The sequence below is a fragment of the Streptomyces flavofungini genome (genome assembly GCF_041028215.1).
GTDB classification, from domain to species: domain Bacteria; phylum Actinomycetota; class Actinomycetes; order Streptomycetales; family Streptomycetaceae; genus Streptomyces; species Streptomyces flavofungini_B.
This window is the reverse complement of record NZ_JASKYR010000077.1, coordinates 1-15,734: the sequence shown is the minus strand read 5'-3', so window position 1 is coordinate 15,734 and position 15,734 is coordinate 1. Positions and strand designations below refer to the sequence as shown.

15 protein-coding genes are annotated in these 15,734 nt (G+C 70.4%); 8 read left to right on the top strand and 7 right to left on the bottom strand.

The window, feature by feature from the left end:
* The first annotated feature begins 16 nt into the window (after positions 1 to 16).
* Complete coding sequence (locus tag AB8Z36_RS08250; protein WP_369212542.1) at positions 17 to 2,236, top strand: ATP-binding SpoIIE family protein phosphatase; 2,220 nt, start codon at positions 17 to 19, stop codon at positions 2,234 to 2,236.
* Here AB8Z36_RS08250 and AB8Z36_RS08245 read toward each other — a convergent pair.
* From AB8Z36_RS08245 to AB8Z36_RS08235, 3 genes are all read right to left on the bottom strand, one after another.
* A complete protein-coding gene (locus tag AB8Z36_RS08245) occupies positions 2,164 to 3,255 on the bottom strand; it encodes an AI-2E family transporter (RefSeq protein WP_369212541.1) in 1,092 nt (363 codons plus the stop codon). The genes AB8Z36_RS08250 and AB8Z36_RS08245 overlap by 73 nt on opposite strands.
* 90 nt (positions 3,256 to 3,345) lie before the next feature.
* A complete protein-coding gene (locus AB8Z36_RS08240; protein ID WP_369212540.1) occupies positions 3,346 to 4,302 on the bottom strand; it encodes a pirin family protein in 957 nt (318 codons plus the stop codon).
* Positions 4,303 to 4,441: 139 nt separating this feature from the next.
* Positions 4,442 to 4,933 (bottom strand): SseB family protein, encoded by a 492-nt coding sequence (locus tag AB8Z36_RS08235; RefSeq protein ID WP_055563227.1) that lies wholly within the window; start codon positions 4,931 to 4,933, stop codon positions 4,442 to 4,444.
* A 128-nt stretch (positions 4,934 to 5,061) separates the two neighbouring features.
* On the opposite strand from AB8Z36_RS08235, the gene AB8Z36_RS08230 reads away from it, so the two are divergent.
* The 5 genes from AB8Z36_RS08230 to AB8Z36_RS08210 all read left to right on the top strand — a co-directional run bounded on the left by AB8Z36_RS08230 (position 5,062) and on the right by AB8Z36_RS08210 (position 9,916).
* Complete coding sequence (locus AB8Z36_RS08230) at positions 5,062 to 6,888, top strand: acyl-CoA dehydrogenase (protein ID WP_369212539.1); 1,827 nt, start codon at positions 5,062 to 5,064, stop codon at positions 6,886 to 6,888.
* A gap of 121 nt (positions 6,889 to 7,009) precedes the next feature.
* Positions 7,010 to 7,660: a Uma2 family endonuclease gene (locus tag AB8Z36_RS08225; RefSeq protein ID WP_440581874.1), complete on the top strand. Its 651-nt coding sequence runs from the start codon at positions 7,010 to 7,012 to the stop codon at positions 7,658 to 7,660.
* Between the two features lie 42 nt (positions 7,661 to 7,702).
* A complete protein-coding gene (locus AB8Z36_RS08220) occupies positions 7,703 to 9,001 on the top strand; it encodes a M18 family aminopeptidase (RefSeq protein WP_369212537.1) in 1,299 nt (432 codons plus the stop codon).
* A 121-nt stretch (positions 9,002 to 9,122) separates the two neighbouring features.
* Positions 9,123 to 9,350: a DUF6458 family protein gene (locus tag AB8Z36_RS08215; RefSeq protein ID WP_369212536.1), complete on the top strand. Its 228-nt coding sequence runs from the start codon at positions 9,123 to 9,125 to the stop codon at positions 9,348 to 9,350.
* A 71-nt stretch (positions 9,351 to 9,421) separates the two neighbouring features.
* Complete coding sequence (locus tag AB8Z36_RS08210; RefSeq protein ID WP_369212535.1) at positions 9,422 to 9,916, top strand: LURP-one-related/scramblase family protein; 495 nt, start codon at positions 9,422 to 9,424, stop codon at positions 9,914 to 9,916.
* A gap of 19 nt (positions 9,917 to 9,935) precedes the next feature.
* Here the strand turns inward: AB8Z36_RS08210 and AB8Z36_RS08205 are convergent, their stop codons facing one another.
* On the bottom strand, positions 9,936 to 10,739 hold the full coding sequence (locus AB8Z36_RS08205; RefSeq protein ID WP_369212534.1) for a carbon-nitrogen family hydrolase: 804 nt from the start codon (positions 10,737 to 10,739) through the stop codon (positions 9,936 to 9,938).
* 179 nt (positions 10,740 to 10,918) lie between these two features.
* Between AB8Z36_RS08205 and AB8Z36_RS08200 the strand changes: the two genes are divergently transcribed.
* Positions 10,919 to 11,743 carry a maleylpyruvate isomerase family mycothiol-dependent enzyme gene (locus AB8Z36_RS08200; protein WP_369212533.1) on the top strand — a complete coding sequence of 275 codons (825 nt, stop codon included), beginning with the start codon at positions 10,919 to 10,921 and terminating at the stop codon, positions 11,741 to 11,743.
* A 16-nt stretch (positions 11,744 to 11,759) separates the two neighbouring features.
* Here the strand turns inward: AB8Z36_RS08200 and AB8Z36_RS08195 are convergent, their stop codons facing one another.
* Both AB8Z36_RS08195 and AB8Z36_RS08190 read right to left on the bottom strand, forming a co-directional pair.
* Positions 11,760 to 13,067: an MFS transporter gene (locus AB8Z36_RS08195; RefSeq protein WP_369212532.1), complete on the bottom strand. Its 1,308-nt coding sequence runs from the start codon at positions 13,065 to 13,067 to the stop codon at positions 11,760 to 11,762.
* Positions 13,064 to 13,756: a GntR family transcriptional regulator gene (locus AB8Z36_RS08190; RefSeq protein WP_369212531.1), complete on the bottom strand. Its 693-nt coding sequence runs from the start codon at positions 13,754 to 13,756 to the stop codon at positions 13,064 to 13,066. The genes AB8Z36_RS08195 and AB8Z36_RS08190 overlap by 4 nt, the downstream gene beginning before the upstream one ends.
* A 216-nt stretch (positions 13,757 to 13,972) precedes the next feature.
* On the opposite strand from AB8Z36_RS08190, the gene AB8Z36_RS08185 reads away from it, so the two are divergent.
* Positions 13,973 to 14,869 (top strand): D-alanyl-D-alanine carboxypeptidase family protein, encoded by an 897-nt coding sequence (locus AB8Z36_RS08185; RefSeq protein ID WP_369212530.1) that lies wholly within the window; start codon positions 13,973 to 13,975, stop codon positions 14,867 to 14,869.
* 113 nt (positions 14,870 to 14,982) lie between these two features.
* Here the strand turns inward: AB8Z36_RS08185 and AB8Z36_RS08180 are convergent.
* Positions 14,983 to 15,734: dihydrolipoamide acetyltransferase family protein (locus tag AB8Z36_RS08180; RefSeq protein ID WP_369212529.1), on the bottom strand; the 752-nt coding region annotated here is incomplete at its 5' end.

Below are 15,734 nucleotides of genomic sequence, written 5' to 3'. Positions count from 1 at the left end.
TTCCTAAAGTGGGTCAATGCGCACCGATGATCCCCTCGCGCGGGTGGGGGACGAATCCCTGCCTCCCGTAGGGGACGTCCTCGCCGCGATCGCCACCGGACTGTGGCGGTGGGACAACGCCTCGGGCACCGTCACGCTCGACGCCGAGGCGGCACGACTCCTCGGGCTGCCCGCGCGCGCCCAGACGCTCACCGAGGCGGGCGTACGCTCCCGTTTCCACCCGGTCGACTGGAACGAGATCTACGGAACCGTCCAGCTCGCGGTCGCCGAGGGCACCCTCGCCGAGGCCCGGCTGCGGATCATGGACGAGACGGGGCGGCAGGTCCTGCGCATCGTGCGCAGCCGCTCCAAGCCGGTGGTGCACGACGCGACCGAGGCGTACGAGCTGATCGGCACCCTGCAAGAGGTCACGGAGCCCGCCCCCGGCACCGCCGCGCGTACGCCCGTGACGGGCGACTGGCGCCGCTCCCGGGAGGCGTTCCTGCTCGACGCGGGCCGCGCGCTCGCCGAGGCGCGCTCCACCGAGGAGGTGCTCCGGGTCGCGGCCGGGCTCTCCATGCCGGGCTTCTCGCCCGACGGGCTCGCCGTCTTCGGCGTGGCGGGCGACCGCCTGACGATCATCGGGCACCACGGCCACGAGCCCGGCGACGACGGCCCCTTCTCGGCGATGCCCCTGGACACCGACTATCCGGCGGCCGAGGTGGTGCGCACCGGGCGGGCCGTCTACCTCTCCTCGCCCGAGGACTACCGCCGCCGCTATCCGGCGGCCTGGCCGCTCGTGCGGCGCTTCGAGCGGCAGTCGTGGGCGTTCCTGCCGCTGACGGTGGCGGGGCGCACGATGGGCGCCTGGATGGCGGCCTTCACCTACCCCGTGTCGTTCACGCCGGACGAGCGCTCGGTCCTGACGACGGTCGCCCGGATGCTGGCGCAGGCCCTCTCGCGCGCCGGGGTCGCGGACTCCGAGCGGGAGCTGACCGACGGCCTCCAGCGCTCGATGCTGCCGATGCTCGGCCCGAAGATCGACGGGATGAGCGTGGCGGCCCGCTATGTGCCGACCGGCGGCGGCCTCCAGGTCGGCGGCGACTGGTACGACATGATCCCGCTGCCCAGCGGCCGCATCGCCTTCGCCATCGGCGACGTCCAGGGGCACGACGTGCGCGCGGCGGGCCTGATGGGCCAGCTCCGCATCGCCCTGCGCGCCTACGCGTCGGAGGGGCACCGGCCCGACGCGGTGCTCTCCCGCGCCACCCGCTTCCTCTCCGGGATCACGGAGTCCGCCACCTACGGGTCGAGCGGCTCGGGCAACGACGAGGCCACCGAGTACGACCCGCGCTTCGCGACCTGTCTGTACGTGGAGGCCGACCCGGCGACCGGCGTCCTGGAGATCGCCCGCGCCGGCCATCCGGAACCGGCGATACGGATGAGTGACGGAACGGTTCTTCAGAGGCCTGTGGCGGGCGGTCTGCCCCTCGGCATCGACCCGGACGCGGACTACCCCACCACCCGCCTCGTCCTCGGCCCCGGCGAGACCATGCTGATCTGCACCGACGGCCTCATCGAGACCGGCGGCCACGATCTGGACAGCGGCTGGTCGCGGATCAGGTCCACCCTGGAGGAGTACCTGGGCGACGACGAGCAGGACGGCCTGGAGCTCCTCGCCGACCGGCTCGTGCAGGCCGTGCACGGCCCCTCCTCGCACCACACCACGGGCCCGCTGGCCGACCGCCGCGAGGACGACATAGCGGTCCTGCTCCTGAGCCGTACGGGCCGCCCCGAGGAGCACGCGGACGCCCGGCGGACCGTCCTGACCATCGCCCAGGCCGAGCCCGAGCGCATCGGGGGCGCCCGCCGCCATCTGCGGGAGCTGCTGCACGACTGGGCGGACGACGACCAGGTCGACTCGGCGGTCCTGATGGTCTCCGAGATGCTCACCAACGTCCTGGTGCACACCGACGGCGACGCCCTGCTCGTGGCCCAGGTCAGCGGCGAGCCCGGCAGGCGCAGGCTCCGGGTCGAGGTCGCGGACAGCAGCGACGACCTGCCGCACAAGCGGCGCCCGGGAGAGCTGGCGTCCTCCGGGCGCGGCCTGGTCCTGATGGAGCTGCTGGCCGGAGCCTGGGGCGTGGACCCGCGCGGCGACGGCAAGAGCATCTGGTTCGAGCTCTACGAGGACGCGGGCTCCCCGGCGGACGGCGCGGGCGACGCGCCCGGCGGCCCCGAGGCGCCGTCGGAGTAGCGCGAGCGCAGTTCGGCGAGGATGCCGAAGGCCGCCGCCGTCAGCGGCACCGCGAGCAGCATCCCGATGATGCCCGCGACGGACGCCCCCGCCGTGATCGCCAGCATCACCACCGCCGGGTGCATCTGCACCGTACGGCTCTGGATGACCGGCTGGAGGATGTGGCCCTCAAGGACCTGTACGGCGAGGACCACGCCGAGCGCCCACAGGGCGATGACGAAGCCGCGGTCGGCGAGGGCGACGAGGACGGAGACGGCGCCGGACAGGAAGGCGCCGAGATAGGGGATGTAGGCGCCGACGAAGACGAGCGCGCCGAGCCCGACGGCCCCGGGCACCTGGAGGATCAGCAGCCCCACGGTGATGCAGAGGGCGTCGATGAACGCGATGATCGTCGTGCCCCGCATGAAGCCCTCGATCGCCCCGAAGGCCTGCCGCGCCATGGCTTCGAGGGCGTCGGCCGAGTCGCCGGGGGCGAGCGTGCGCAGGGAGGCCATCGCCCGGCCCGAGTCGCGCAGGAAGAAGAAGACGAGGAGCAGCGCGAGCACGGCCATGGCGGCCACCTCGCCGACCACGCTGAGCCCGCTGAGGACGCCGGACGCGGCGGTGCCGCCGAACTTGCCGAGCAGTTCCTTGGCGTTGGACGCCATGTCGTCCAGGGAGGTGCCCGCCGCCCCGAAGTACTTGGACACGTCGGTGGCCGCCGTCTTCAGGGAGGCGATGATCTGGTCGCCCGTGTCGATCAGGGCCTTGACCACGATGTAGGTGACGCCGCCGACGACGGCGACGACGGCCGCGCAGGTCAGCCCGGCGGCGAGCGAGCGCTGCACCTTCATCGCGAGCAGGCGGCGGTACAGGGGCCCGAGCAGGGCGGTGCCCAGGAGAGCGAGCAGGACCGGTGTCACGGCGGTCCGCAGATGGACGCAGAGCCAGACGCCCACGGCGGCCACGCCGACGACGAGCAGGACGACCACGCACCACGCGGCCAGCCGGCGGGCGGGCTCGGGAAGAAGGGTATGCACCCTCCCACCCGAGCRCGCGGCCCCCGGCCCCGCACGTCTTGTACGACCGAGCGGGACCGGGGACCGTCCTGACCGGACCGCGACCGCCCTCTACATGCCGTGCACGGCGGGGACGGACCCGAGCAGACCCTTCTGGAAGTCCTCGAAGGCCTGCTGGAGCTCGGCCTGGCTGTTCATCACGAACGGGCCGTAGTGCGCCATGGGCTCCCGGATCGGCTGCCCGCCGAGCAGCACGACCTCCAGGTCGGGGGCGTTGCCGTCCTGCTGCTCGTCCGCGCGGACGGTCAGCGAGGACCCGGCGCCGAAGACCGCCGTCTGGCCCAGGTGCACGGGGCGGCGCTCGGCACCGACGGTGCCGCGTCCCGCGAGGACGTACGCCAGGCCGTTGAAGTCCTCGCGCCAGGGCAGGGTCACCTCGGCGCCGGGCCGCACGGTCGCGTGGATCATGGTGATCGGCGTGTGCGTGATGCCGGGGCCCTGGTGGCCGTCGAGCTCACCGGCGATGACGCGGAGCAGCGCGCCGCCGTCGGGGGTGGACAGGAGCTGGACCTGGCCGCCTCGGATGTCCTGGTAGCGGGGGTTCATCATCTTGTCCTTGGCGGGCAGGTTCACCCACAGCTGGAGGCCGTGGAAGAGGCCGCCCGACATGACGAGGGACTCCGGCGGCGCCTCGATGTGCAGCAGGCCGCTGCCCGCCGTCATCCACTGGGTGTCGCCGTTCTGGATGGTCCCGCCGCCGCCGTTGGAGTCCTGGTGGACGAAGGTGCCGTCGATCAGGTACGTGACCGTCTCGAAGCCGCGGTGGGGGTGCCAGGGGGTGCCCTTGGGCTCGCCCGCCTCGTACTCCACCTCACCCATCTGGTCCATCATGATGAACGGGTCGAGGTGCTTGTAGTTGATTCCCGCGAAGGCACGGCGCACCGGGAATCCCTCGCCCTCGAAGCCGCTCGGGGCGGTGGTCACGGCGAGCACGGGGCGCGCCTTGGCTCCGGCCGGCGCCACCACTCGGGGCAGGGTCAGCGGGTTCTCGACAGTCACTGCAGGCATGGTCGGTACCTCCTCGTGATCACACTTTAGTTGAACGTAGAACTTTCTGCCACCTGGAACGAGCGAAGCCCGGAGGGAATTCCCTCCGGGCTCCATGGGTGGCTTGGAATGATCTACGGGTGATCCGGCGAGGTCACGCCTAGCCGTACATGCGGCGCATCGCGAAGTCGACCATCTGCTCCACGGCCTTCGCGTCGAAGACCATGCGGTGCTCGCCCTCCATGTCGAGGACGAAGCCGTACCCCGTCGGCAGCAGGTCGATGACCTCCGCGCCGGTGATCACGAAGTACTTGGAGTCCTTGCCCGCGTACCTCCGCAGCTCCTTGAGGGAGGTGAACATGGGGATGACGGGCTGCTGGGTGTTGTGCAGCGCGAGGAAGCCGGGGTTGTCGCCGCGCGGGCAGTAGACCTTCGACGTGGCGAAGGCCTGCTGGAAGTCCTCGGCGGACATCGACCCCGTGGTGAACGCGCGCACCGCGTCCGCGAGGGACGGCGGCGAGGGCTCGGGGTAGAGCGGAGGCTGCTGGCCGTAGCCACCGCCGGGCATGCCCTGCATCTGCTGCGGCGGCGGCTGCGCACCCGGCGGGGCGTACTGCTGCTGGGCGCCGGGGTTCTGGTCGTAGCCGTACATGCGCGTAAGCGTACTGAGTCACGGACGTCACAGATGGGCGGTTAGGGGTTGCGCCTTATTACCGACGGGTAGCATCATCGTAGCTACTTGCTGGTATTCATCCCTTTCCTGCTTACGGAGCCTTCGCCATGGGCCACTACAAGTCGAATCTCCGCGACATCGAGTTCAACCTCTTCGAGGTGCTCGGCCGCGATCAGCTGTACGGCACCGGCCCGTTCGCGGAGATGGACGTCGACACCGCCAAGAGCATCCTCGACGAACTGCGCCGCCTCGCCGAGAACGAGCTGGCCGAGTCCTTCACGGACGCCGACCGGAACCCGCCGGTCTTCGACCCCGAGACCAACACCGCGCCCGTCCCGGCGTCCTTCAAGAAGAGCTACCAGGCCTTCATGGACTCCGAGTACTGGCGGCTCGGCCTGCCCGAGGAGATCGGCGGCACCACCTCGCCCCGCTCCCTGATCTGGGCCTACGCGGAGCTGCTGCTCGGCGCCAACCCGGCCGTGTGGATGTACTCGTCGGGACCGGCCTTCGCGGGCATCCTCTTCGAGGAGGGCAACGAGGCGCAGAAGAAGGTCGCCGAGATCGCCGTCGAGAAGCAGTGGGGCTCGACGATGGTCCTGACCGAGCCGGACGCCGGTTCGGACGTCGGCGCGGGCCGCACCAAGGCCGTGCAGCAGGCGGACGGCTCCTGGCACATCGAGGGCGTGAAGCGCTTCATCACGTCCGGTGAGCACGACATGTCGGAGAACATCCTCCACTACGTCCTCGCCCGCCCCGAGGGCCACGGCCCGGGCACCAAGGGCCTCTCCCTCTTCCTCGTGCCGAAGTACGAGTTCGACTGGGAGACCGGCGAGCTGGGCGAGCGCAACGGCGTCTACGCCACCAACGTCGAGCACAAGATGGGCCTCAAGGCCTCCAACACCTGCGAGATGACGTTCGGCGACCAGCACCCCGCCAAGGGCTGGCTGATCGGCGACAAGCACGACGGCATCCGCCAGATGTTCCGCATCATCGAGTTCGCCCGCATGATGGTCGGCACGAAGGCCATCGCGACGCTCTCCACGGGCTACCTCAACGCCCTGGAGTACGCCAAGGAGCGCGTGCAGGGCCCCGACCTCGCGCAGTTCATGGACAAGACCGCGCCCAAGGTGACGATCACCCACCACCCGGACGTGCGCCGCTCGCTCATGACGCAGAAGGCGTACGCGGAGGGCATGCGCGCCCTGGTCCTGCACACCGCGGCCGTCCAGGACGACATCCAGGTCAAGGAGGCCGCGGGCGAGGACGCCTCGGCGCTGCACGCCCTGAACGACCTGCTCCTGCCCATCGTGAAGGGCTACGGCTCCGAGAAGTCCTACGAGCAGCTCGCGCAGTCGCTCCAGACGTTCGGCGGCTCCGGGTACCTCCAGGAGTACCCGATCGAGCAGTACATCCGGGACGCCAAGATCGACACCCTCTACGAGGGCACCACCGCGATCCAGGGCCAGGACTACTTCTTCCGGAAGATCGTCCGCAACCAGGGCGCCGCCCTGAACGGCCTCGCCGAGGAGATCAAGAAGTTCCTCGCGGTCGGCACCGGCGGCGAGACGCTGGCGGGCGCCCGCGAGGAGCTGGCCAAGGCCGCGGTCGAGCTGGAGGCCATCGTCGGCGTCATGCTGACCGACCTCGCGGCCACCGAGCAGGACGTGAAGTCCATCTACAAGGTGGGCCTGAACACCAGCCGCCTGCTGCTGGTCTCCGGTGACGTCGTCGTCGGCTACCTGCTGCTCCGGGGCGCCGCGATCGCCGCCGAGAAGCTGGAGACGGCCTCCGCCAAGGACAAGGCCTTCTACGCGGGCAAGATCGCCGCGGCCAAGTTCTTCGCCGCCAACGTCCTGCCGGGCGTCGCGACCGAGCGGAAGCTCGCCGAGGGCGTGGACCTGGACCTGATGGAGCTGGACGAGGCGGCGTTCTAGTCCCGTCCGAGACGTACGGGCTTTCTTCGCACGTCAGCACGATGCCGCCACCTGCTTCTTTCGGGTGGCGGCATTGTCGTATGCCCTGGGTACGCTGGGTGAATGGCCGAGGATTCCGTCCATGGGAGGAACCATGACCGCCGAGGCATTGCCCGACTCGCAGCACCGGCAGCCGGAAAGTTCCAGGCGCCGACGGCCGACCCGTTCCAAGTGGCCGGTCCCGCCCGCGGACGGCTACACCGTGGACGACTTCTTCGCGCTCGACGACCTCCCGCCGCACACAGAGCTGATCGACGGGAGCCTGGTTTTCGTGAGTCCGCAGCGCGATTTCCACACGCTGGTGATGTATCTGCTGGAGCACGGCCTGCGTCGCAGCCTCCCCGAGCACCTGCGGGTACGCCGCGAGATGGCCGTGGTGCTGGGCAAGCGCAATGCTCCCGAGCCGGATCTCCTCTTGATCAAGTCGGAGGCCGTCAAAGACCGTCGGCTGACCCGCTTCGACGCAGCGGACGTCGTCCTCGCTGTCGAGGTAGTCTCCCCCGATTCCGAAGACCGCGACCGCGACACCAAACCGCACAAGTATGCCGCGGCAGGCATTTCACACTTCTGGCGCGTGGAGATGGAGGGAAAGGACGACCTTCCTGCCGTCTACACATACCAGCACGACGCCGTAACCGGGGCGTACCTCTCCACCGGCGTTCACCACGACCGCCTCAAGCTCTCCGTCCCCTACGACATCGACATCGACCTCACCGAGATCGACCGCCTCTGATCCCCCCGCCACCCGCACAGCCGCGCCATTAGGCTGGCAGTCATGAGCACACCCAGCCGGCCCTTCGACCGCGGCCACACCGAAGACCTCATGACCTTCCTGGCGGCAAGTCCCACGCCGTACCACGCGGTGGCGTCCGCCGCCGAGCGGCTGGAGAAGGCCGGGTTCCGGCAGGTCGAGGAGACCGAGGCCTGGGACGGCACGTCGGGCGGCAAGTACGTGCTCAGGGGCGGCGCCATCGTCGCCTGGTACGTCCCCGAGGGCGCCTCGGCCCACACCCCCTTCCGCATCGTCGGCGCGCACACCGACTCCCCGAACCTCCGTGTGAAGCCGCAGCCCGACGCGGGCGCCCACGGCTGGCGCCAGGTCGCCGTGGAGATCTACGGCGGTCCGCTGCTCAACTCCTGGCTCGACCGCGACCTCGGCCTCGCCGGACGCCTCTCCCTGCGCGACGGATCGACCCGGCTGGTCAACATCGACCGGCCGCTGCTGCGGGTGCCCCAGCTCGCCATCCACATGGACCGCTCGGTCCACACCGACGGGCTCAAGCTCGACAAGCAGAGACACATGCAGCCCGTCTGGGGCCTCGGCGACGACGTCCACGAGGGCGACCTCATCCGCTTCCTGGAGGAGGAGAGCGGCCTCGGCGAGGGCGACGTCACCGGCTGGGACCTCATGACGTACTCCGTCGAGCTGCCCGCCTTCCTCGGCCGCGACCGCGAGCTCCTCGCGGGCCCCCGCATGGACAACCTGCTGTCGGTGCACTCCGCCACCGCCGCCCTCGCCGCGGTGTCCGGGGCCGACAGCCTCCCGTACATCCCCGTGCTCGCCGCCTTCGACCACGAGGAGAACGGCTCGCAGTCCGACACCGGTGCCGACGGCCCGCTCCTCGGCTCGGTCCTCGAACGCTCGGTGTTCGCGCGCGGCGGCAGCTACGAGGACCGGGCGCGCGCCTTCGCGGGCACCGTCTGTCTCTCCTCCGACACCGGCCACGCCGTGCACCCCAACTACGCCGAGCGGCACGACCCGACGCACCACCCGCGCGCCAACGGCGGCCCGATCCTCAAGGTGAACGTCAACAACCGCTACGCCACGGACGGCTCGGGGCGCGCGGTGTTCGCCGCCGCCTGCGAGAAGGCGGGCGTGCCGTTCCAGTCGTTCGTCTCGAACAACGCGATGCCCTGCGGCACGACGATCGGACCCATCACGGCGGCCCGGCACGGCATCAAGACCGTCGACATCGGCGTCGCCATCCTGTCCATGCACAGCGTGCGTGAGCTGTGCGGCGCCGACGACCCGCACCTGCTGGCCAACGCGCTCGTCGCCTTCCTCCAGGGCTGACACCGCGTCTGTTCTCCGTGTGTCCGCGGAGGTTGCGGCGTACCGGGGCTCCGCTTCCCGTGTCATGGGGGCGGAGCCGGGTACACGGTCGGCGCAGCCACGACACAGGGAGGCGGTCCATATGGGCCTGGGCGGATGCATCATTCTCATCGCCGTGGGCGCCATTCTCACGTTCGCGACCGACTGGAAGATGGACGGGCTCAACGTCACCGTCGCCGGTCTCGTCATGATGGCGGTGGGAATCATCGGCGTCGCCGCGTTCACCAGCATCGCGCGGCGCAGGCGGGCGGTCGTGCCGCCGGTCGCACAGACCGTCGTCGACCCCGAGCAGGAGCGCAGGGGTTACTGACAGGGCCCCTGACACGCCACGGCTGAACAGGACGTGTCCGATGTGCGGTGCTTCGGGGTAGAGATGGCGCCATGAGACTTCTCGTGCGCGACCGGGTGCTCGGCATCGGTGACGACTACTGGATCGAGGACGACCGGGGCAACAAGGTCTTCCTCGTCGACGGCAAGGCGATGCGCCTGCGCGACACCTTCGAGCTGAAGGACATGCGGGGCAGGGTGCTCATCGATATCCACGCCAAGATGCTCTCCCTGCGCGACACCATGGTGATCGAGCGGGCGGGCGAGCCCCTCGCGAAGGTCAAGCGCAAGCGCCTTTCGCTGCTGCGCAACCACTACCGGGTCGAGCTGGTCGACGGCACCGGACTGGACGTCAGCGGCAAGATCCTGGACCGCGAGTTCGCCATCGAGTACGACGGCGAACTCCTGGCGGACATCTCGCGCCGCTGGTTCCGCGTGCGCGAGACGTACGGCCTCCAGGTGGTGCGCGAGGACGCCGATCCCGCGCTCCTGCTCGCCGTCGCGGTCTGTGTGATCCGGCTGGCCGAGAAGGAGCGCGAGGAGGACTGAGGCGCCCGCGGGGCGGGCGTCAGCGGCGGGGCGCGGGCGTGCCGAGGAGGCGGTCCTTCAGGGCCGGGAACTGCTCACGGACGGTGGCGACCTTGGCGGGGTCCAGGTCCACGGTCAGGACCTCCTCGCCGTCACCCGCCTCGGCGAGCACCTCGCCCCACGGGTCGACCACGACGCTGTGCCCGGCCTGGTCCACGCCCGCGTGCGTGCCGCCGGTGCCGCACGCCAGGACATACACCTGGTCCTCGACCGCGCGCGCCCTGGCGAACAGCGTCCAGTGCTCGCGCCGCCGCGCGGGCCAGCCCGCCGGGACCACGAACATCTCGGCGCCCGCGTCGACGAGCCCCCGGAACAGCTCGGGGAAGCGCAGGTCGTAGCAGGTCGCGAGGCCGAGGGTGGCGGCCGGAGTCCGTACGGTCGCCAGCTCCGAGCCCGCGCCCATCAGCACGGCCTCGCCCTTGTCGAAGCCGAAGCGGTGGATCTTCCGGTAGGCGGCGGCCAGCTCACCGGCGGGGGAGAAGACCAGGGAGGTGTTGTAGAGCGGCCCCTCCGGGTCCCGCTCCGGGACGGACCCGGCGTGCAGCCACACGCCCGCGTCGCTCGCCGCCTTCGCCATGGCCTCGTAGGTCGGCCCTTCGAGCGGCTCGGCCTCGGCCGCGAAGGACTCGTAGGCGAAGGCGCCGGTGGTCCACAGCTCGGGGAGCACGATCAGGTCGGGATGCTCCCTCGCCGCCACCTCACGTACGAGCGAAGAGACGCGCGTGCGGCGGGAATTGACCGGTTCGCCCTCGTCTACGGCGATCTGGATGAGAGAGGCGCGCACACTACCACCGTCCTGGCATTCGGATCCGTCATCACCGTCAAGCACAGCCTACGATCGTCACACGAAAGCACTGCCGGGGTGCCTGCGGGCAGCGTACTGTGATTTTCCGGGGGAACCCCCCGGGCCCCCACGACGCCACTCAGACACCCACCGCCCGCGTACGACCGCCGAGGGGTCCCGTGAGTCTCCATCCCAGCCTGCAAAACTACGCCGATGCCTGGACCCACTCAGTGGAAGCGATATCCGAGCTGGTGAAACCGCTCGTCGAGGGGGAGTGGAACTGGGCCACACCCTGCCCCGGCTGGTCGGTGCGGGACATCGTCTCCCACGTCATAGGTCTCGACTGCGAGATGCTGGGCGACCCGCGCCCCATCCACACCCTCCCCCGCGACCTGTACCACGTACAGACCGAGGGCCAGCGGTACATGGAGATGCAGGTCGACGTGCGCCGCCACCACACCGCTCCGGAGATGACCTCCGAGCTGGAGTACACGATCATCCGCCGCTCACGGCAGCTCAGGAACGAATCGCGGGACCCCTCGACGAAGATCCGGGGCCCCCTCGGCTCGGAGCAGACCCTCGAACTGGCCATGCGGATGCGGGCCTTCGACGTGTGGGTGCACGAGCAGGACCTGCGCACGACGCTGCGCAGGCCCGGCAACCTCGACTCCCCCGGTGCCCATGTCGCCCGGGACCTCCTCCTCCAGGGCCTGCCGAAGGTCGTCGCCAAGCTGGCGGGCGCCCCCGCGAACTCCGCGGTCGTCTTCGACGTGAGCGGCCCCGTGGAGTTCCTGCGCACGGTCCGCGTGGACGCGGACGGCAAGGGGACGGTGGACAACGCCCCCTCGCTCGGCCCGCTGGCCACCATCTCCCTGGACTGGGAGACCTACTTCAGACTCGCCTGCGGCCGTGTGACGTACGCGGCGGTGGCCGACCACATCAAGACCGACGGCGACCAGGACCTCGCGGACGCCATCCTGCGCAACTTCGCGGTGACCCCCTGACCGGACCCCGGGTCCCTCACGCGGGTACGTGCACGGCCTCCACGCGGCTCGCGACGAGCTGTTCGCGCTCCCGGCGGTCCACCCGCCGCCGGAGCCGCAGGATCTGGCTGAGCCCCAGCGCCTGAAGGACGAACACGGCGGAGAACGCCACGCGGTAGTCGTCCCCGGTGGCGTCGAGCAGCACGCCGATCGCCAGCAGCGTCGTCATGGAGGCGATGAAGCCGCCCATGTTGGTGATGCCGGAGGCGGTGCCCTGCCGCTCCGGCGGGTTCGCGGGGCGCGCGAAGTCGAAGCCGATCATCGACGCGGGCCCGCAGGCGCCGAGCACGGTGCAGAGCACGATCAGGAGCCACGTCGGGGCGTGCTCGCCGGGGTAGGCCAGGGTGGCCGCCCAGACCGTCGCCGTGGCCCCGATCGTGCCGAGCGCCAGCGGGAGCCGCGCCGCGTGGTGCCGGGCGACGATCTGCCCGTAGACGAGGCCGATCACCATGTTGGAGAGCACCACGAGGGTGAGCAGCTCACCGGCGGCCGCCCGCGAGAGCCCCTGCGCCTCGACGAGGAACGGCAGGCCCCAGAGCAGCAGGAACACCATCGCGGGGAACTGCGTGGTGAAGTGCACCCACAGGCCGAGCCGGGTGCCGGGCTCGCGCCAGGAGAGGGCTGTCTGGCGGCGGACGTAGGCGCCGCCGGTGTGCGCCACCGGCTCCGGGGCGTGGCCCTCGGGGTGGTCCTTGAGGAACAGCGCCATCAGGACCAGGACGACGACACCGCAGAGCGCGCTGCCCGCGAAGGCGGTGGTCCAGCCCAGTGAGTGCAGCATCCGGGCGAGGACCAGCGTCGAGACGAGGTTGCCCGCCATGCCGACCAGGCCGGCGAGCTGCGCGACCAGCGGCCCGCGCCGGGCGGGGAACCAGCGGGTGCCGAGCCGCAGCACGCTGATGAAGGTCAGCGCGTCACCGCAGCCGAGCAGGGCGCGTGAGGCGAGCGCCATCGCGTACGAGGGCGAGAACGCGAAGCCCAGCTGCCCCACCGTGAACAGCACGACACCGATGGTCAGCACCTTCTTGGTGCCGAGCCGGTCGACCATCAGGCCGACGGGTATCTGCATGCCCGCGTAGACCAGGAGCTGGAGTATCGAGAACGTGGAGAGGGCCGAGGCGTTGACGTGGAACCGGTCGGCGGCGTCGAGCCCGGCGACGCCGAGCGAGGTCCGGAAGATGACGGCGACGAAGTAGACGGCGACGCCGATCGACCAGACGAGGACGGCCTTCCTGCCGCCGGGGGGATCGCCGGGCAGCGAGACGGGCGAGGAGACCGCGCTCATCGGACCTCGCCCCGCGCCAGGTTCTGGAACCAGCCGACGTGCCGCGTGACGACCGCGACCGCCGCGTCGGCGTCGCCCGCCACCAGGGCGGCGAGGATCTCCTCGTGCTCCGTGAGCGTCTTGGCGATCCGGTCGGGGTGGGAGTGCATCACGGCGACGCCCATCCTGAGCTGGCGGTCGCGGAGCTGGTCGTAGAGCCGGGAGAGGATCTCGTTGCCGCCGCTGCGCACGATCTCCGCGTGGAAGCAGCGGTCGGTGACGGCGGCGGCGGCGAAGTCACCGGCGGCGGCCTGCACCCGCTGCTGGCCGAGCAGCTCCTGAAGGCGGGTGAGGAGCCCGGCCGGGGCCGGTACGGCCTTGCGCACCGAGTGCGTCTCCACCAGCAGCCGGGTCTCGACGACGTCCGCGATCTCCTGCGCCGAGACGGGCAGCACGAGGGCGCCCTTCTTCGGGTAGAGCCGCAGCAGCCCCTCCACCTCCAGCTTCAGGAGCGCCTCGCGCACCGGGGTACGGGAGACGCCCACGGCCTCGGCGAGCTCGCCCTCGGTGAGGAGCGTGCCGCCCTCGTAGCGGCGCTCCAGGACGGCCCTCTTGACATGGGCGTAGACGCGCTCGGCGGCGGGCGGCTGTTTGACGGCGGCGGCTGTCGTGCGGGAGGCGGTACTCGTGAGGGACGCGCTGGCTGGCATGCGCACAGCATAGATACATCACGTATACACGGGGAGTGCCGGTCCATATGCCGGAATCCGGGCGCGCTCCGGCGCGTGTGCGGGCGCGTGATGCGAGCCGCGACTCAGGCATCAACTCATGGCGTTTCCAGCACATCCATTGAGCCCCCTCAGTCGTCTTAGAGGTGAGCGGCCCCCTCATGTGGCCGCAGCCCAGGGGCATTTGGAGCGAAGACTTTGAAAACCGGCATCAAGGGCGTACGCCGCGTATCGGCCGTCACCATCACCGCGAGCGCGATACTGGCCGGCGCCACCCTCACCACTCCGGCCCACGCGGCCGCACCGCCGAAGCCGTCGATCGTCGCCAAGGGCGGCTATGTGATGAACAACGGCACCGGCAAGAGCCTGTTCACCAAGAGCGCCGACACCCGGCGCTCCACCGGCTCCACCACGAAGATCATGACGGCGCGCGTGGTGCTCGCCCAGCCGAACCTCAACCTGGATTCCAAGGTCACGGTCCAGAAGGCGTACAGCGACTACATCGTCGCCAACAACTACGCCTCGTCGGCCCGCCTGATCGTCGGCGACAAGGTCACCGTCCGCCAGCTCCTCTACGGGCTGATGCTGCCCTCGGGCTGCGACGCCGCGTACGCGCTGGCCGACAAGTTCGGCAAGGGCTCGACCCGCTCGGCCCGCGTGAAGAACTTCATCGGCCAGATGAACACCACGGCCAAGAACCTCAACCTGAAGAACACGCACTTCGACTCGTTCGACGGCATCGGCCACGGCGCGAACTACTCCACGCCGCGCGACCTGACGAAGCTCGCCAGCAGCGCGATGAAGTACTCCACGTTCCGCACGGTCGTGAAGACGAAGTCGACGAAGCAGAAGGTCGTCACGAAGTCCGGCGGCTACCGCTACATGCCGTGGACGAACACGAACAACCTCCTCGGCTCCTACAGCGGCGCGATCGGCGTGAAGACGGGCTCCGGCCCCGAGGCGAAGTACTGCCTCGTCTTCGCCGCCACCAGGAACGGCAAGACGGTCATCGGCACCGTCCTGACCTCGTCCTCGGTGAACGCCCGCACCTCGGACGCCAAGAAGCTGCTCGACTACGGCTTCAAGGTCGCCTGACGGACGGCACCCGGCAGACGGGGAGGGCCCGCCGCGCAGCTGCGCGGCGGGCCCTCCCCGTCTGTTCTCAGTCCTTGGCGGCTCTCAGTCCTTGGGGGCCTTTCGCAGAGGCCCTACGACCAGGTCAGCAGCCGCTTCGGACGCTCAAGGACGGCCGCCACGTCGGCGAGCACCCGGGAGCCGAGCTCCCCGTCCACCAGACGGTGGTCGAAGGAGAGCGCGAGGGTGGTCACCTGGCGCGGCTTGACCTTGCCCTTGTGGACCCACGGCTGGAGCTTGATCGAGCCGACCGCGAGGATCGCGGACTCGCCGGGGTTCAGGATCGGCGTGCCCGTGTCGACGCCGAAGACGCCGACGTTCGTGATAGTGACCGTGCCGCCCTGCATGGCGCCGGGCGAGGTCTTGCCCGCGCGGGCCGTGGTCACCAGCTCGCCGAGGGACTCGGCCAGCTCCGGCAGGGTCTTGGTGTGCGCGTCCTTGATGTTCGGCACGATCAGACCGCGCGGGGTGGCCGCGGCGATGCCCAGGTTCACATAGTGCTTCTGGACGATCTCCTGGTTGGCCTCGTCCCACGCCGCGTTCACGTCGGGGTTCCGCCTGATCGCGACCAGCAGGGCCTTGGAGATCAGCAGCAGCGGATTGACCCGCAGCCCCTCGAAGGCCTTGTCCTGCTTCAGCTCCTCGACGAGCTTCATCGTCCGCGTCACGTCGACCGTCACGAACTCCGTGACGTGCGGGGCGCTGAACGCCGAGCCGACCATCGCCTGCGCGGTGGCCTTGCGGACGCCCTTGACGGGGATGCGCGTCTCGCGGGCGTCCGTGGCCGCCGCGGGGGCGGGCGCGGCCTGGGCGGGTGCCTCGGCGG